The organism is Oceanithermus profundus DSM 14977 (assembly GCF_000183745.1).
Taxonomy (GTDB): Bacteria; Deinococcota; Deinococci; order Deinococcales; family Marinithermaceae; genus Oceanithermus; species Oceanithermus profundus.
The window spans coordinates 1,929,717-1,944,234 of record NC_014761.1; the positions used below are offsets into that span (position 1 = coordinate 1,929,717).

15 protein-coding genes are annotated in these 14,518 nt (G+C 72.7%); 9 read left to right on the top strand and 6 right to left on the bottom strand.

Translation table 11 applies throughout. The annotated features are described in order from the left end of the window. Positions 1–73 precede the first annotated feature (73 nt). From OCEPR_RS09620 to OCEPR_RS09630, 3 genes are all read left to right on the top strand, one after another. Positions 74–622 carry a type 1 glutamine amidotransferase family protein gene (locus OCEPR_RS09620; RefSeq protein ID WP_013458526.1) on the top strand — a complete coding sequence of 183 codons (549 nt, stop codon included), beginning with the start codon at positions 74–76 and terminating at the stop codon, positions 620–622. A gap of 25 nt (positions 623–647) precedes the next feature. Next, positions 648–1,769, top strand: coding sequence for a redox-regulated ATPase YchF (ychF, locus tag OCEPR_RS09625; RefSeq protein ID WP_013458527.1), 1,122 nt, complete (start codon positions 648–650; stop codon positions 1,767–1,769). Between the two features lie 291 nt (positions 1,770–2,060). Continuing rightward, the gene (locus OCEPR_RS09630; protein ID WP_013458528.1) at positions 2,061–2,507 is read left to right on the top strand and encodes a hypothetical protein; all 447 of its coding nucleotides are present in this window, start codon (positions 2,061–2,063) and stop codon (positions 2,505–2,507) included. 287 nt (positions 2,508–2,794) lie between these two features. On the opposite strand, the gene OCEPR_RS09635 is transcribed toward OCEPR_RS09630, so the two are convergent. Genes OCEPR_RS09635 through OCEPR_RS09650 form a run of 4 tightly spaced genes read right to left on the bottom strand, consistent with a single transcriptional unit; the run spans position 2,795 to position 7,112 of the window. Then, positions 2,795–3,697 (bottom strand): c-type cytochrome, encoded by a 903-nt coding sequence (locus OCEPR_RS09635; protein ID WP_013458529.1) that lies wholly within the window; start codon positions 3,695–3,697, stop codon positions 2,795–2,797. 46 nt (positions 3,698–3,743) lie between these two features. Next, on the bottom strand, positions 3,744–4,406 hold the full coding sequence (locus OCEPR_RS09640) for a response regulator transcription factor (protein ID WP_013458530.1): 663 nt from the start codon (positions 4,404–4,406) through the stop codon (positions 3,744–3,746). Next, positions 4,399–6,168, bottom strand: coding sequence for a sensor histidine kinase (locus OCEPR_RS12335; RefSeq protein WP_013458531.1), 1,770 nt, complete (start codon positions 6,166–6,168; stop codon positions 4,399–4,401). The genes OCEPR_RS09640 and OCEPR_RS12335 overlap by 8 nt, the downstream gene beginning before the upstream one ends. Beyond that, complete coding sequence (locus OCEPR_RS09650; RefSeq protein WP_013458532.1) at positions 6,165–7,112, bottom strand: ABC transporter substrate-binding protein; 948 nt, start codon at positions 7,110–7,112, stop codon at positions 6,165–6,167. Before OCEPR_RS09650 ends, OCEPR_RS12335 begins: the two co-directional genes overlap by 4 nt. 33 nt (positions 7,113–7,145) lie before the next feature. On the opposite strand from OCEPR_RS09650, the gene OCEPR_RS09655 reads away from it, so the two are divergent. From OCEPR_RS09655 to OCEPR_RS09675, 5 genes are read left to right on the top strand one after another with little or no spacing between them, the layout of a single operon-like run. Further along, positions 7,146–8,276 (top strand): MFS transporter, encoded by a 1,131-nt coding sequence (locus tag OCEPR_RS09655; protein WP_041554193.1) that lies wholly within the window; start codon positions 7,146–7,148, stop codon positions 8,274–8,276. Between the two features lie 16 nt (positions 8,277–8,292). After that, positions 8,293–9,075: a glutamate racemase gene (murI, locus tag OCEPR_RS09660; RefSeq protein ID WP_013458534.1), complete on the top strand. Its 783-nt coding sequence runs from the start codon at positions 8,293–8,295 to the stop codon at positions 9,073–9,075. Continuing rightward, the gene (gene rph, locus OCEPR_RS09665) at positions 9,072–9,794 is read left to right on the top strand and encodes a ribonuclease PH (protein ID WP_013458535.1); all 723 of its coding nucleotides are present in this window, start codon (positions 9,072–9,074) and stop codon (positions 9,792–9,794) included. The genes murI and rph overlap by 4 nt, the downstream gene beginning before the upstream one ends. A gap of 5 nt (positions 9,795–9,799) precedes the next feature. Then, complete coding sequence (locus tag OCEPR_RS09670) at positions 9,800–10,411, top strand: XTP/dITP diphosphatase (RefSeq protein ID WP_013458536.1); 612 nt, start codon at positions 9,800–9,802, stop codon at positions 10,409–10,411. A gap of 5 nt (positions 10,412–10,416) precedes the next feature. Continuing rightward, entirely contained in the window at positions 10,417–11,469 is a 1,053-nt protein-coding gene (locus OCEPR_RS09675; RefSeq protein WP_013458537.1) for an RMD1 family protein, read from the top strand. Here OCEPR_RS09675 and OCEPR_RS09680 read toward each other — a convergent pair. Together OCEPR_RS09680 and OCEPR_RS13175 are read right to left on the bottom strand one after the other, a co-directional pair. Continuing rightward, positions 11,452–11,994, bottom strand: a complete 543-nt coding sequence (locus OCEPR_RS09680) for an LOG family protein (RefSeq protein ID WP_013458538.1) — start codon at positions 11,992–11,994, stop codon at positions 11,452–11,454. The genes OCEPR_RS09675 and OCEPR_RS09680 overlap by 18 nt on opposite strands. Positions 11,995–12,055: 61 nt before the next feature. After that, complete coding sequence (locus tag OCEPR_RS13175; RefSeq protein ID WP_013458539.1) at positions 12,056–13,453, bottom strand: peptidase associated/transthyretin-like domain-containing protein; 1,398 nt, start codon at positions 13,451–13,453, stop codon at positions 12,056–12,058. Positions 13,454–13,612: 159 nt separating this feature from the next. Here OCEPR_RS13175 and OCEPR_RS09690 point away from each other — a divergent pair, with 159 nt between their 5' ends. After that, entirely contained in the window at positions 13,613–14,500 is an 888-nt protein-coding gene (locus OCEPR_RS09690) for a pseudouridine-5'-phosphate glycosidase (protein WP_013458540.1), read from the top strand. Positions 14,501–14,518 lie beyond the last annotated feature (18 nt).

The following is a 14,518-nucleotide window of genomic DNA, read 5'->3' on the forward strand; positions in this document are numbered from 1 at the left end:
CGCCTCTGCGCGGGCGGGTTTTCGTGCGCGATTTCCCATCCTTCCCAGGCGCCGGTTGTGCGAAGATGGAGCCATGCGCATCGGGGTGTTGCTCACCATGGGGTTCCTGGAGGCCGAGGCCGCGCCGGTCCTCGACGCGGTGCGCATCCTGCGCGAGGCGGGGGCCGCGGTCGAGGGCTTCACGCTGGCCAAGAGCCGGCACGCCCTCGAGGGGGCGGCGGGCACCGTCTGGACGGCCAAGTACGCCCTCACCGCCCGCCCCGAGCTGGACGTGCTCGTCGTCCCCGGAAGCAAGGGGCTCGCCCGCGCGGCGCGCGACCTGCAGATCGAGCTCTGGCTCGAGGAGGTCTGGCCCCGGCTGGAGGCCGTCTTCCTGGGCGCGAACGGCCCGGTCTTCCTGGGCGAGCTGGGGCGCGCCCCCCAGCTCGTGGCCGCGCACCCCGCCTACGCGGACGAGGTGAGGCGCTACGCCAAGCTGGGGCACGAGACCGCCTACGCCGTGGGCAAGGTCACCACCACCGCCGGCTACCTCTTCCTGCTCGGGGCGCTGCTGGACCACCTGCAGTCGGCCGGATTCGACATCGAGCCCGTGCTCGGGCAGATGGCGCTGGCCTTCGACTGACCCCGGCCGTATACTGGGCCTTTGTATGGCGAACCTTTCCATCGGCATCGTCGGCCTCCCCAACGTGGGCAAGTCCACCCTCTTCAACGCGATCACCAAGGCGGGCGCGCTCGCGGCCAACTACCCCTTCGCCACCATCGACAAGAACGTCGGCGTGGTCACCGTGCCCGACGAGCGGCTGGAAAAGCTGGCGGACGTCTTCGCCAAGGGGGAGCGGCGCCCTCCGGTCGTGCCCACCTACGTCGAGTTCGTGGACATCGCCGGGCTGGTCAAGGGGGCGCACCGGGGCGAGGGGCTGGGCAACCAGTTCCTCGGCAACATCCGCGAGGTCGCGGCGGTGGCCCACGTGGTGCGCTGCTTCGAGGACCCGAACGTCGTCCACGTGGACGGCTCGGTGGACCCGCTGCGCGACGCCGAGATCATCAACACCGAGCTGGCGCTGGCCGACCTGGGCACGCTCGAGCGCCGGCTGGAGAAGCTCGAGCGCAGCGCCCGCGTCAGCAAGGAGGACGCGGCGCTGGTGGAGCTTTTGAGGCCGCTGGTGGCCCACCTGGAATCGGGCGAGCCCGCCCGCACCTTCCGCACCGGCAACGAGGAGCACGACAAGCTGCTGCGCCGGGTCTTCAAGGAGTACGGCCTCATCACCGCCAAGCCGGTCGTCTACGTGGCCAACGTGGGCGAGGAGGACCTGCCCGAGGGCAACGCGCACGTGGAGAAGCTGCGCGAGCTGGCGGCGCGCGAGGGGGCGGAGCTGGTCGTCATCTCGGCCAAGATCGAGGCCGAGCTGGCCGAGCTTTCGGACGAGGAGGCGCGCGAATACCTGGCCGAGCTGGGGCTCGAGCAGTCGGGCCTCGACCGGCTGGTGCTCGCCGGCTACCGCGCGCTCGACCTGATCACCTTCCTGACCGCCGGCGAGAAGGAAGTGCGCGCCTGGACGGTCAAACGGGGCACCAAGGCCCCCCAGGCCGCGGGGACGATCCACTCCGACATGGAGCGCGGCTTCATCCGCGCCGAGGTGATCGACTGGGAGAAATTGGTCGAGGCCGGCGGCTGGGCCGCGGCCAAGGAGAAGGGCTGGGTGCGTACCGAGGGCAAGGACTACGTCGTCCAGGACGGCGACGTGATGTTGATCCTCTTCAACGTGTAAGCCCGTTACGCCGCCATCCGTCGGGGAGGCGCCACCGCCCCTTCCCTGCTCGCTTCTGGCGCAACCGCCAGGGAAGGGAGCGGGGACCCCGCGGAACGCGTTGCCGCACTCGCGCAGGCGGTTTCCAGAAGCGAGAACACCGGAACCCTCCGCCGATCGACGGTTGGCCGGGCCGTGGCCGGGGGCAAACCGGTCTTGCGAGGCGCCCCTCGGCCGCGGTGGGTATCCTGGTAAAAACGCCGGCCAGCCCGTGGCGTAGCGGGTGCGACCGGGATCGTACCGGAGGTGCTCATGGTCCGGCATTCCAGACGAACCCTGCTCCTGGCCGCGTGGTACGGCCTTTACCAGGCGGTACACGTCCCGGTCAACGTGCGGGGCCTGATCCTGCTTCGGGGCCGGGGCGCCCTCGACTTCCCGGCGCCACCGCCGCCGGGGGGATGGGACTCCCAGGCGCTGGCCTTCTTTACCGGGATGGCCGCGCTCGACCTGGTCAACGCCCTTTTGAGCCTCGTCTTCGTCTGGGGTCTTTTCACCGGGCGACGCTGGGCGCTCCCCCTGGGTCTGGTAACGCTCACGGTCTCGGTCTACGCGGCGCTGGTTTTCGACTACGCCACCTACGCCGCCGGCGCCTGGCAACCCCCGGCGCTCGGCGCTTACCTTTTCATCAACGTCGCCTTCGTCCCCGCACTCTGGCTCTACGGACAGCTCCTCAACAGGGTCCTGAGGTCGGGATTCTAGGGTGGGTGCGCCTGCCGACACCAACGTACGGCGACCCGCCGCGCGGTCCGAATGCGTCGTTCACACAAACCCCCGGCCGTGAGACCGGCGCCCGGCTGCCTGGGCGGCTATGCGGCGCCCGTAGGTGCAGGAGGCCCGCACGTCCGGAATGACGGGCAACGGCGGTGGACGGTACGTAGCGGGCGATCGGCTCATCGCCTGGAAACCCCCGCCTCCCGCTGCCTGCCTCCCATCCCGAAGAGGACACGCGGCGCCTCGGGGCGCCGCGTGCGGGGAGGCAGGGCGTCCTACTTCTTCTTGGGCGGCCAGGTGGGGGCTTCGATGATCTGCTGCGGCACGTTGCTGTTGTAAACGCCCGCTTCACCGGCCGGGGCCAGGTGGTCGGTCAGCTTGAAGCTGGGCCGCGGGTGGCTGTTGACGTAGGCCATCACGTCCACCGCGTCCTGGTCGCTCAGGTGGGCGTTGCCCAGGGGCATGTTGTACTTGACCCAGCTCGCACCCTTGATCACGTTGGCCATGCCCGCGCCGGCGTTGTAGGAGCGGTCGCCCCAGACCGGCGGGAAGGCGCCCACGCCCTGGCCGTCCGCGCCGTGGCAGGCGGCGCACTGGGCCTCGTAGACCTGCTTGCCGCGGCCTGCGTCCACGCGGCCGGCCTTGACGAGCTTGACGATCGCGGGGTCGGGCCAGGGGGTGTTGTAGGCCCCGACGGGCTTGTTGGGGTTTTGGTCCACGGGCAGCCCCGTCGAGAGCCAGGTGATGTAGGCGGCCATGGCGATCGAGGCCTTGGAGCTCACCGGCGGACGGGTGCCGTTCATCGAACGCATGAAGCAGTTGAGGATACGGTCCTCGAGGCTGACCACGGCCTTCTCGCGGGGGCTGTAGGCGGGGTAGGAGGTGGCCACCCCCACGAAGGTGGCGTAGCGGTTCTTGCCCTTGCCGCCCTGCAGGTGGCAGCTCTTGCACTGCAGGTCGTTGCCCACGTAGTCCTTGGTGAGCGGGTGGGTGTTGGTGTTCATGACGATGGCCTCGCCCAGCTTGACCATCTCGCCCAGCTCACCGGGCGGGTACGAAGCGGGCGGATCGGGGACTTCCTTCGGGAAGTTCTGGCTGGGCCAGGGGAAACCGCCGGCCGCGACGACGCCCAAGGCCAGGACGGCCAGCGCCAGCAAACTCAGGTACGCTTTTCTCATCGGCATCACCTCAGGCACATTTCACGCCCAGGCGGCTCAACAAGTCCTAAACGTCGAGGCGGTACCCGACGCCGGGAAGGCTCTCGATGGCCACGGAGGGGCCCAGCTTGCGCCGCAGGCGGCCCACGTAGACGTGCAGGTAGTGGTCCTCGCCGGCGCCGCGCCCCCAGACCGCGTCGAGCAGCTCCTCGTGGGTGAGCGTCCGTCCGCGGGCGAGCACGAACTGACGCAAGAGCGCGTACTCCATGGGGGTGAGCCGCACCCGCCGGCCCGCGACGAGGGCGTAGCCGCCGCCGGGGTCGAGCTCGAGCACCCCCGCCCGCAACCCCTCCGCAGGCCCCAGAACCCCGTAGCGCCGGATCGCCGCGCGCACCCGCGCCAGCAGTTCGGCCACGCCGAAGGGCTTGACCAGGTAGTCGTCGGCCCCGAGGTCGAGAGCCTCGACCTTGCGCTCCTCTTCGCCGAGTGCGCTCATGACCACGATGGGCACGTCGCAGAAACCCCGCGCCTCGCGGATCACGGTCATCCCGTCCACGCCCGGAAGCATCAGATCGAGCAGCACGCAGGCGTAGCCGGCCATGCGCAGCCGCTCGAGCGCCGCCTCCCCGCTCGCGGCCGTGTCCACCGCGTAGCCGCGGGCCCGCAGGTTGGCCTCCACCAGGCGCAGCAGGTTGGGGTCGTCGTCCACCACGAGCACCCGTTCAGGCATCCTCGCACCCTCCTTTGGGCAGGGTAAACCAGGCGACGGTTCGCCCGCCCTCGCGGGTCAGCCCGATCGCGCCCCCGTGGGCTTCGACGATGGTGCGGGCGATGGCCAGCCCCAGGCCGGAGCCGCGGGTGGCGTCGTCGGCCCGGAAGAACGGCTCGAAGACGCGCTCTTCCAGCCCCTCGGGGACCCCCGGCCCGGCGTCGCTCACGCGAAAGCGCACGGCCTCGGGGAGCTCGTCCAGTTCCACCGCCACCTCGCCGTCCGCGGGGCCGTACTTGACGGCGTTCTCCACCAGGTTGACGAGGACGCTGCGGATCCGCTCGGCGTCCAGGCGCACGCAGAGGGGGCCCGTAGGCAGGCGCACGCGGAAGCGGCGGCCGCGCGCCAGGCGCCGCAGCCGCGGCTCGAGCTCGCGCAGCAGCCGCACCGCGTCGTGGGGCGCGGGCCTGACCGCGAAGGCGCCCCGCTCGCCGCGGGCCAGGTCGAGCAGGTCGTTGACGAGGTAGTGCATGCGGTCGGCCTCGCTCTCGATGATGCGCAGGAACTCCGCGGCCTCTTCGGGCTTCCAGGCCACGTCGGGAGCCAGCAGGGTGCTGGCGAACCCTTTGATGCTCGCCAGCGGGGTGCGCAGCTCGTGGGAGACCGAAGCGAGGAAGCGCGTCTTGGCGCGGTCGGCCTCCAGCGCCCGTTCGAGCGCCAGGCGCAACGCCTCGGTGCGCTCGGCGACGCGGTCTTCCAGGTTCCGGGCGTAGTCCTCGAGCTCGAGGCGGCCCTGCTCGAGCTCGGCGGCCATACGGTTGAAGGCGCGCACCGCGGCCCGCGCCTCCGGCGGACCCGACTCGGCCAGGGGCCGCTCCAGCCGGCCGCGCTCGAGCTCGCGCGCGCCCCGCGCCAGCTCGTCGAGCGGCCGGGTCACCGAACGCGCCAGCCGCCAGCCGGGAACGTAGCTGGCCGTCATCGCCAGCAGCAGCGCCGCGAGCAGCGTCCACAGCGGAACCGAGAGCGGGGCCAGCAGCCCCCGCACCGGGGCCTCCACCACGAGCCGCCCGCCGAGACGGTCCACGTCGCGCGCGACCGCCAGCCGCCAGGCGCCGCGGTCGTCGCGGTAACGGAAGACCCGCCCGGTCACGCCGTGCCGCACCTCCCGCGGAGCCCGCTCCCCGCGCAGCACCTCGACGCGGTCGGAGCTGGCGAGGATGCGCCCGGAGCCGTCGGTCAGGTAGGCGTGCAGCTCCGGGTCGCGCAGCTCCACGAGCGCGTCCCAGAGCACCGGCGCGCGCAGCACGGCCTCCAGGAAGCGCCCGCTCGGCCGCGCGAGGCCCAGGGTCAGCCGGGGCTCGCCCCAGTCGTCGCGGCGCACCGCCCCCCAGGTCTCCGGCACCCCGGCGCGGGCCAGCGGGGCGAGCGGGGCGGGGTCCACTTCGAACCGCGACCAGAGCGCCCGCACGCCCCCAGCGTCGCGCACCTGCAGGGTCACCGCCTCGGGCAGCCGCGCCGCGGCGAAGCGCAAAGGCCACGGCCCGCCCGCGGAGGCGTCCAGCGCCTCGCCCAGCACGCCCACGATCGCTTCCAGGCGGCCGTCGAGGCTGCCCTGCAACCGCGCCGCCTCGCTCTCGATCCGCGCCCCCGCCAGCCCCAGGTAGCTGCGGCTGAGGCCGTACCAGGCCACCGCGCCCACCAGCACCAGCGGCAGCAGCCCCGCCGCGGCGGCGGCCAGCGTGAACCGCCCCTCGAGCCGCGCGAGCCAGGGCGCCCGCCTCACGGCAGCACCTCGTCGGCGAGGTCGAGCGCGCGCGGATCCGGCTCGAGGCCCAGCCGCCGGGCCACGCCCCGGTGGATCGTCAGGGTCATCTGCTGCGGACGCTCGACCGGCATCTCGGCGACCGGGTAGCCCAGGAGCAGCTGGCGCGCCATCCGCGCCGCCTGCCGCCCCATGGCCGCGCCGCTCGCGCCGTAGGCAAGGAACGCCCCCGCGCGCACCTGGGCGGCGTCGAGCCCCACCAGCGGAACGCCGGCGGCGTTGGTGCGGGCGAGCACGTCATCCAGGTGGTTCTCCAGCACGTAGCTGGGCAAGAGCAGCACCGCGTCGGCGCCCGTTTCCGCGACCTGCGCGCTCAGGCCCGCGAGGTCGCCGACCGCGCGCACCGGACGGTAGGCCAGCTCGAGCCCCAACCCCTCCGCGGCCGCGCGCACCGAGGCGAGGCCGCGTGCGGTGGGCACCACCCCGGGCTGGTAGAGCACCAGCACCCGCCGCACCTCGGGCAGCGCAAGCTGCAGGAGCTGCAGGCGCTTGCCCGAGAGCTCGGCGTAGTTGTTGTCCACCCCGGTGACCCGGCCGCCGGGCCGGCTGAGCCGCTCGACGAAACCCCAGTCCAGCGAGGCGGCGAGGCCGACGTAGAGCACCGGCGCGTCGCCGCCGCCCTCCACCGCGGTGCGGGTCTCCACCCCGCCGACGGTGACGTAGAGGGCCACGGAGCCGCCCAGGCAGTCGGCGAGGCGCGCCGCCTCGCCCCCGGCGTCGCAGACCCGCACGCGCACGCCGTCGAGCCCGTAGCTCCGCAGCCGCTCCGCGAAGGCCTGGGCGCGCGCCAGCCGGCCGGGGCCGGACACCACGACGCGCACCTCGCGCTCCGCGGGCGCCTTGCTGCAGCCCCCCAGGAGGAGGAGCAGGAGCAGCCAGGCGGTCCACGCCGTACGCGTCTTCATGCTCCAAGCTTAGCCCCGGATTACGCTAGAGACGTGCGGGTGCCCCGTTCGGTCGCCGTTCTCGGGCTCGTCAGCTTCTTCATGGACGTCGCCTCCGAAATGGTCTACCCGCTCCTCCCCTTCTTCCTCACCGTGGTGCTGGGCGCGGGCAAGGAGACCGTGGGCCTCATCGAAGGCCTGGCCGAGGGCACGGCCAGCCTGCTCAAGGTGGTGGGCGGCCGCCTCTCCGACCGCCTGGGGGTGCGCAAACCCTTCCTGATCGCCGGCTACGGCCTGCCGGCGCTGGTGCGGCCGCTGCTGGCCCTGGCCGCGCACCCCTGGCAGGTGCTGGGCTTCCGCCTGCTCGACCGCACCGGAAAGGGGCTGCGCACCGCCCCGCGCGACGCCTTGATCGCCGACGTCAGCCAGGAGGCCGACTACGGCAAGGCCTACGGGCTGCACCGCGCCCTCGACACGCTGGGGGCGGCGATCGGACCGCTGCTCGCCTTCGCCCTGCTGCCGCTGCTCGGCTACCGCGGCGTCTTCTGGCTCTCGCTCCTCCCCGCGGCCGCGGCCGCGGGCGTCGTCGTCTTCTTCGTGCGCGAGCGCCGCGTTCCGCCGGCCCGCGAACCGCTGCTGGCGGCGGTGCGAAACCCGCCCTACCTGCGCTTCCTGCTGGCTTCGGCCGTCTTCACCCTGGGCTACGTCTCCGTCGCCTTCCTGCTGTTGCGCCTGGGGGAGCTGGGCCTCTCGCCGCGGCAGACGACGCTCGCCTACGCCGGGTACAACCTGCTCTACGCGGCGCTCGCCTACCCGATGGGCACCCTCGCCGACCGGCTGGGCCCCCGCCGCGCCACCGCGCTGGCCATGGGAGCGTACGCCGCCGTCTTCGCGGGCTGGAGCCTGGCCCCGGGGGCGGCGGCGGGGCTGGCCCTCTTCGCGGCGTACGCGGCCTTCATCGCGCTCTTCGAGCCCGCGCGCCGGGCCTACCTCGCGCAGGTCGCGCCCGAGCGCGAGCGCGCGGGGGCGATCGGGCTCTTCCACACCGTGGAAGGGGTGCTGCTCTTCCCCGCCAGCGCCGTCTTCGGCTGGCTCTGGCAGGTGCACGGCCACGTCGCCGCCTTCGGGCTGGCGGCGGGGCTGGCGCTGCTGGGCGCGGCGCTGCTGCTCCGGCCGCCGCGGTAGGATGGTAGCCGCGACGATGAGCCCAGATGCGCACGCCCCCCTCGAACAACCCATCGGCGTCTTCGACTCCGGCGTCGGCGGCCTGACCGTCCTCGAAGCCCTGCGCCGGGCCCTGCCCGGGCGCGACTTCCTCTACTTCGGCGACACCGCGCGGGTGCCCTACGGCTCGAAGCCGCCCGAGCTGGTGCGCCGCTTCGCCTGGGAGATCAGCGGCTTTTTGCTGCGCCAGGGGGCGGTGGCGCTGGTGGTGGCCTGCAACACCGCCTCGAGCGTGGCCCTCGCGGACCTCGCGCGCCTGGGGGTGCCCGTCACCGGCGTGATCGACCCCGCGGTGGCCGAGGCCGAGCGCTACGGCCACGTGGGCGTGATCGGCACCCGCGCCACGGTGGCCAGCGGCGCCTACCAGAGCCGGCTCGAGGCACGGGGGAAGCGGGTCTGGTCGCTGGCCACGCCGCTCTTCGTCCCCATCGTGGAGGAGGGGTTGTGGAGCGACGGGGTGGCCGAGCTGGTGGCGCGGCACTACCTGGAAGGCGCCCCGGACGACCTCGAGGCCCTGATCCTCGGCTGCACCCACTACCCCTACCTGAAGCCCCTGCTCGAGCGCCTGCGCCCCGGCCTGACGCTCATCGACTCGGCCGAACCCACGGCGCGCGCCGTGGCCCGCAGCCTGCCGGCGGGGCCGGGATCGGGACGGGTGGTCCACTACGTCACCGGCGACCCCGAGGCCTACCGTGCCCTGGCGGCGCGCCTGGGCGTGCCCGCCGGCGAGGTGCGTAAAGTAGAGTTAGGAGCGCTATGAATCGACCCGACGGCCGCAGCCCCACCGGGCGCCGCCCCCTCAAGATCACCCCCCGCTACCTCGACTACGCCGAGGGGTCGGCCCTCGTCGAACTGGGGCGCACGCGCGTCCTCGTGGCCGTGAGCCTCACCCCTGGCGTCCCCCGGCACATGCAGGGCAAGCGCAGCGGCTGGTTGATGGCCGAGTACAACCTGCTGCCTCGCAGCACCGAGAGCCGAACCCAGCGCGAGCGCTTCAAGCTGGGTGGCCGCACCCAGGAGGTGCAGCGCTTTCTGGGCCGCGCCTTCCGCGCGGCGGTGGACCTGGACCTGCTGCCGAACCAGACGATCGTCGTCGACGCCGACGTGATCCAGGCCGACGGCGGCACCCGGGTGGCCGCCATCCTGGGCGGCTACGCCGCACTGGTGCAGGCCTTCGACGCGCTGGTGCGTGCGGGCCGGCTCGACGACTGGCCGCTCACCGAGTTCGCTGCGATCAGCCTCGGCTGGGCCGGCGGCGACGAGGTCCTCGTCGACCTGGACGCCCGCGAGGACGACCGCGTGCACGCCGACCTGACCGTGGTGGGCACGGCCGAGGGCGAGCTGATCGAGATCCACGGCGGCGGCGAGGGCCGGCCGGTGCCGCGGGCGATCTACGACCGCATGGTGGACGAAGGCCTGCGGCAGATTCCTGGACTCGTCGCCGAGGTGCACAAGCAGCTGGCGGAAGGGGTATCGTAGGAATGATGCAGGTCGTGATCGCCACCTCCAACCCCGGCAAGTACCGCGAGCTGGCTCGGGGTCTGGAACCGCTGGGCTGGGAGCTGCGCCCGCTGCCCGACTTCGGCGTGGAGCTGCCCGAGGAGACGGGCACCACCTTCGAGGACAACGCGCTCATGAAGGCGGCCACGGTGGCGCAGAAGACGCGGCTGCCGGCCCTGGCCGACGACTCGGGCCTGGTCGTGGACGCGCTGGGCGGCGAGCCGGGAATCTATTCGGCGCGCTACGGCGGCCGCACCAACGACCGCGACCGCAACGTCTACCTGCTCGAGCGCCTGCGCGGGGTGCCTCCCGAGCAGCGCACCGCCCGCTTCGTCGCGGTGCTGGCGCTCGCCTACCCCGACGGCCACGTGGAGAGCTACCGCGGCGAGGTCGAGGGCGTGATCCTCGAGGCCCCGCGCGGCGAGGGCGGCTTCGGCTACGACCCGCTCTTCTACCTGCCCGAGCTGGAGCGCACCTTCGCCGAGATGGCCCCCGAGGAGAAGGCGCGGCACTCCCACCGCGCCCGGGCCCTCGCGAAGCTGCTCGAAGCCTGGAAGGACGGCCCGCCCCCGCGGGAAATCTGGCCCCTGGAGTAAGCCCCATGCCCACGGTTCGCGAGCCGCACGTCGCGGTCTGGCGCCTCTTCGACCTGGCCGACGAGATCGACACCGACCGGGTCGCGGGGACCCGGTTCGCGCTGCGGCGCGGCCGCAGCGGCGCGGTGCGCCTGGAAGAACCGCCGGTCGAGCTCGACCTGGGCGACCACGGCTTCGCGGGGCGCGGGGGCCGGCTGCGCGCCCGCGTCTACCCCTTCGGCATCGTCGCGCTGGCCTGGCGGGTGCGCCTCGGGGAGCGGCTGTCCTGGGCCGAGCTGGAAACCGCGGCGCTCGAGCTGGTGGGCGCCCCCGGCCTCGACGCCTGGATGCGCGAACGGCTGGCGCCGCTGCGCGCCGAGCTGGCGCCAGCCCTCGCCCGGCCGCTCGCGGCCCCGGGCGAGGAGGGGTTCTACGCCGTCCACGTCCAGGGGTTCGAGCCCGAGCTCTCCGCCGACGCCCTGATGCAAGAACTCGACTTGGCCCCGCTGGTGCTGGGGGAGCGGGTCGCCGCCTCCGCGCAGCTGCGCGCCGACCTGGCCCGCCACGCCTTCAGCTACTCGACCGGCGACCTGGCGCTCTTGGGCTTCGACGGGGTCTTCATCTACGACCGCGAGGGCATCTGGGACGTGGCCGACCTGGTCGAATGGGTGCACGCGGAGCTGCTGGAGCTCGACTACTACGACGGCGTGCTCGCGCGGGCGCTTGAGGGGGCGCCGCAGGTGCTGCGCGAACTCGGCTGGGGCCGCTACGGCCGCCTGGCGCGGCTGCGGCGCAGCCTGATGGAGCGCCGCGCCGAGATCACCGAGGTGCAGACGCGGCTGGCCGGGGCCCTGCGCATCACCGAGGACCTCTTCTACGCCCGCATCCACCGCGACGCCACCGAGGTCTACGGCGCCGCCGAGCTGGCCGCCGCGGTGCAGGCCAAGCTGCAGGCGCTCACCGCCATCTACCAGATGGTCAGCGAGGAGATGCAGTTCCGCCGCAGCCAGGCGGTGGAGGTGGCCATCCTGGCGCTGATCGCGCTGGAGGTCGTGTGGGTGCTACTCGGCCGGATGTAGCCGCGCGAGGAAGGCGGCGACGTCGCCGGGGCCCTCGAGGAAGGTGAGGAGGTCGAGCTCGCGCGCGGAGAGCTCCAGGTGCGGGCGCAGCAGCGGCCGCCAGGCCGCGTCCACCCCGATGGGGAAGGGGGGTTCGCCCTGGAGCCGCTGGATGTAGGCGAGGTTCCAGGCGACCAGGATCTCGGTCAAGGTGCCGAGCCCGCCCGGCAGGGCGAGGGCGGCGCGGCTGACCTCGAGGATGCGTTCGATGCGGCCGGTCAGGGTGGGCGCGGGCAGCTCGAGGTCCACGTGGGCGTTGGCCCCGCTGCGCGACTTGAACAGGTCGGGCGCGGTCACCCCGATCACCAGCCCGCCCGCGGCCTTGGCCCCGCGGCTCACGGCCTCCATGCTGCCGCCGTAGCCGCCGGTGGCCGCAGCGAAGCCGTGCCCGGCCACGAGCCGGCCCCATGCTTCCGCCTGCGCCCAGGCCGCGGTGCCGGGCGCGGTGCGCGAGGAGCCGAAGACGGCGACGACGGGAACGCCCACGCCGCTATTGTAAACCCGCCCGGGGAGCCTCCCCGGGCGGGGTGTACCGGTCGCTCCTGTGCTACTTTCCGAGTGCGTCGAACGCGAAGCTGAAGCCGCCCGCGTCGACGAAGAAGAAGTAGCCCGCGCTCCCCTGGGGCGCGCCGTATTCGAGGTAGAAGGGCACGAGCGCCGACCGGGCGGACGCGCTCGCCAGCTCGTCGACGCTGCCCGGAACCGCCTCGCCGCCCAGCGCCGCGAGGAGCCAGTACCCGCGGAAGGCGCTGTCGATGCGCATGCCCATTCCATTCAGGTCGGGCAGCTGGAGCTGAGGTTCGGTGGTGACCACCTCAACCGAAACGTCCGGTCTAAGATCAAGGATGAAGACCACGTCGTAGAGCGTCCCTTCGGGCCCCGCCCAGCGGAAGGTCGTGTCGGGGTCGATCGTCGCGCCGTTGAGGGGGACGATGGGCACCACGGGGTCGGGGAAGCTCAGCGACACGTCGTTCGAGTCCGCAGCCGCCTGCTGCCACACCCCGGCGTCACCGTAGATGCCTGCGAGGTCGAGCGCGCCGTAGGCGCCGCCCAGGAAAAGGCCGCCGCCCCCGTAGCTCGCGGTGGCCACGACCAGGGAGCCCAGGCCCTCGCCCACCGGGCCCGCCATGGCGAAGCCGCCGTCCGCACCGGCCTCGTCGGCGTTCATCTGGGCGGTCGCGAAGGGCAGGGCCACACCGTCGACGGTGACGTGGTGCTCCACCTGATCCAGGTCCATGACGCCGGGGAGCTGCACGCTCACGTTGAGGTCGCGGCTGCCGATCTCCGTGAGCGCCAGGTCCTGACCGAGCGCGTCGCCGTCGCCAAGGCTGACGGTCAGCTTCTTCGCCGCCAGGAAGGCGGTGGCGTCGTTCGTGGCGGTGTCGCGCTGCCACTGGATGCCGAAGAGGGTGGCGTTGTTCTCGCCCGCCAGGTCGGGATCGAAGTAGACGCCGACGTCGTAGTTCGGGCTGGCGTCGTAGGCGAATTCGCCTCCGCCCACGTAGGGGCCGACCACCAGGGCCGCGCCGTTGCGGAAGTCGTCGGTGGTCTGGGCGGGCGTGATCGCCCCGCTGGCGCTGGCGTGCGCGCAAGTCTCGTTGCGCGGCGCCGCCGCGTCGTTGGCCCAGACCACGGGATCCGGCTTGGTCAGCCCCTTGTAGACCAGGACGGGCACCTCCTGGACCTCCTCGGGCATCAGGTAGGCGTTGCTGATCACGAGGTCGTAGGGGGCCGCCACGCCGTTGATCGTGAAGCTGCCGTCCTCGGCCGTCAGCACCGGGTCGTGCCCGGGCACGAAGACCGTCTTGTAGGGCAGGGGCTGTCCGCAGAGATCGAGCAGCTTGCCCTGCACCTGGAACCCGCCGGCGTTCTGATTGCCGCAGCCGGCCAACAACAAGAGTCCTGCCGCCAATGTTCCCAGAAACCAACCGCGTTTGCTATTCATAAATGCCTCCTCGTAGCCGCACGACGAATGCGAAACGTTCGCTACATCGAGCAGTCTAGGACGGCGCCCGCAGGACAAACTTCCTAGTGTTCCCCTTAGGAATGGGTTTTTATATTCATGTTGTATGCATTCCATTCTCATGTGCGGTAGACTTGACGGATGCACGTCAGCGATGAAGTCCGCTCCGCCCTGCGCTCCCGCGCCCCCGTGGTCGCCCTGGAGTCCACCGTCATCACCCACGGCCTTCCCGTTCCCGTCAACCTCGAGACCGCCCGCCGGCTCGAGGCCGCCGTGCGCGAGGAGGGCGCCGTCCCCGCCACGATTGGCATCCTCGAGGGCGAGGTGCGGGTGGGCCTGGGCGCAGACGAGCTCGAAGCCCTGGCCACCCGCAACGCGGTCGAGAAGGCGAGCCTGTGGAACCTGGCGGCCGTCGTCGCCCGCCGGCGGTGGGCGGGCACGACCGTGGCCACCACCGCGCACCTGGCCGCCCGGGCGGGAATCCGCGTCTTCGCCACCGGCGGCATCGGCGGCGTGCACCCCGTCCCCTTCGACGAATCGAGCGATCTGATGGGGCTTTCGCGCACGCCGGTGGCGGTGGTCTCGTCGGGCCCCAAGAGCATCCTCGACCTGGGGGCCACCCTCGAGCGGCTGGAGAGCTACGGCGTGGGCGTCGTCGGCTACAAGACGAAGCACCTGCCCGCCTTCCACTCGCCCGACTCGCCCTTCGAGCTGCCGGCCACCGTCTGGAGCGAGGCCGAGGCCGCCGCAGCCTGGCGCGCCGCCCGGGCGTTGGGGCTCGAGTCGGCGACGCTGGTCTTCAACCCCGTGAGCGAGGGGATCCCCTACCGTCAGGTCATGGCCTGGGTGGACCAAGCGAACGAGGAGGCCCGGGCCGCGGGGATCGGCGGCAAGGACCTGACCCCCTACCTGCTCCGCCGCCTCGGCGAGCTCTCCCGGGGGCGCACCGACGAGGTGAACCTGCGCCTGCTCGAAGAGAACGCGCGCCTCGCGGCGCGCATCGCCCGGCAGCTGACCGACCCCGCCTGAGGCGGGCGGCCGGAACCG

Bases quoted from the DNA above. Each gene is read 5' to 3' on its own strand.
- ychF (WP_013458527.1), top strand. From the start codon at position 648: ATGGCGAACCTTTCCATCGGCATCGTCGGCCTCCCCAACGTGGGCAAG.
- OCEPR_RS09650 (WP_013458532.1), bottom strand. From the start codon at position 7,112: ATGAAGACGCGTACGGCGTGGACCGCCTGGCTGCTCCTGCTCCTCCTC.
- OCEPR_RS09620 (WP_013458526.1), top strand. From the start codon at position 74: ATGCGCATCGGGGTGTTGCTCACCATGGGGTTCCTGGAGGCCGAGGCC.
- OCEPR_RS09640 (WP_013458530.1), bottom strand. From the start codon at position 4,406: ATGCCTGAACGGGTGCTCGTGGTGGACGACGACCCCAACCTGCTGCGC.
- rph (WP_013458535.1), top strand. From the start codon at position 9,072: ATGAATCGACCCGACGGCCGCAGCCCCACCGGGCGCCGCCCCCTCAAG.
- murI (WP_013458534.1), top strand. From the start codon at position 8,293: ATGAGCCCAGATGCGCACGCCCCCCTCGAACAACCCATCGGCGTCTTC.
- OCEPR_RS09675 (WP_013458537.1), top strand. From the start codon at position 10,417: ATGCCCACGGTTCGCGAGCCGCACGTCGCGGTCTGGCGCCTCTTCGAC.
- OCEPR_RS09635 (WP_013458529.1), bottom strand. From the start codon at position 3,697: ATGAGAAAAGCGTACCTGAGTTTGCTGGCGCTGGCCGTCCTGGCCTTG.
- OCEPR_RS09670 (WP_013458536.1), top strand. From the start codon at position 9,800: ATGCAGGTCGTGATCGCCACCTCCAACCCCGGCAAGTACCGCGAGCTG.
- OCEPR_RS13175 (WP_013458539.1), bottom strand. From the start codon at position 13,453: ATGAATAGCAAACGCGGTTGGTTTCTGGGAACATTGGCGGCAGGACTC.
- OCEPR_RS09630 (WP_013458528.1), top strand. From the start codon at position 2,061: ATGGTCCGGCATTCCAGACGAACCCTGCTCCTGGCCGCGTGGTACGGC.
- OCEPR_RS09690 (WP_013458540.1), top strand. From the start codon at position 13,613: ATGCACGTCAGCGATGAAGTCCGCTCCGCCCTGCGCTCCCGCGCCCCC.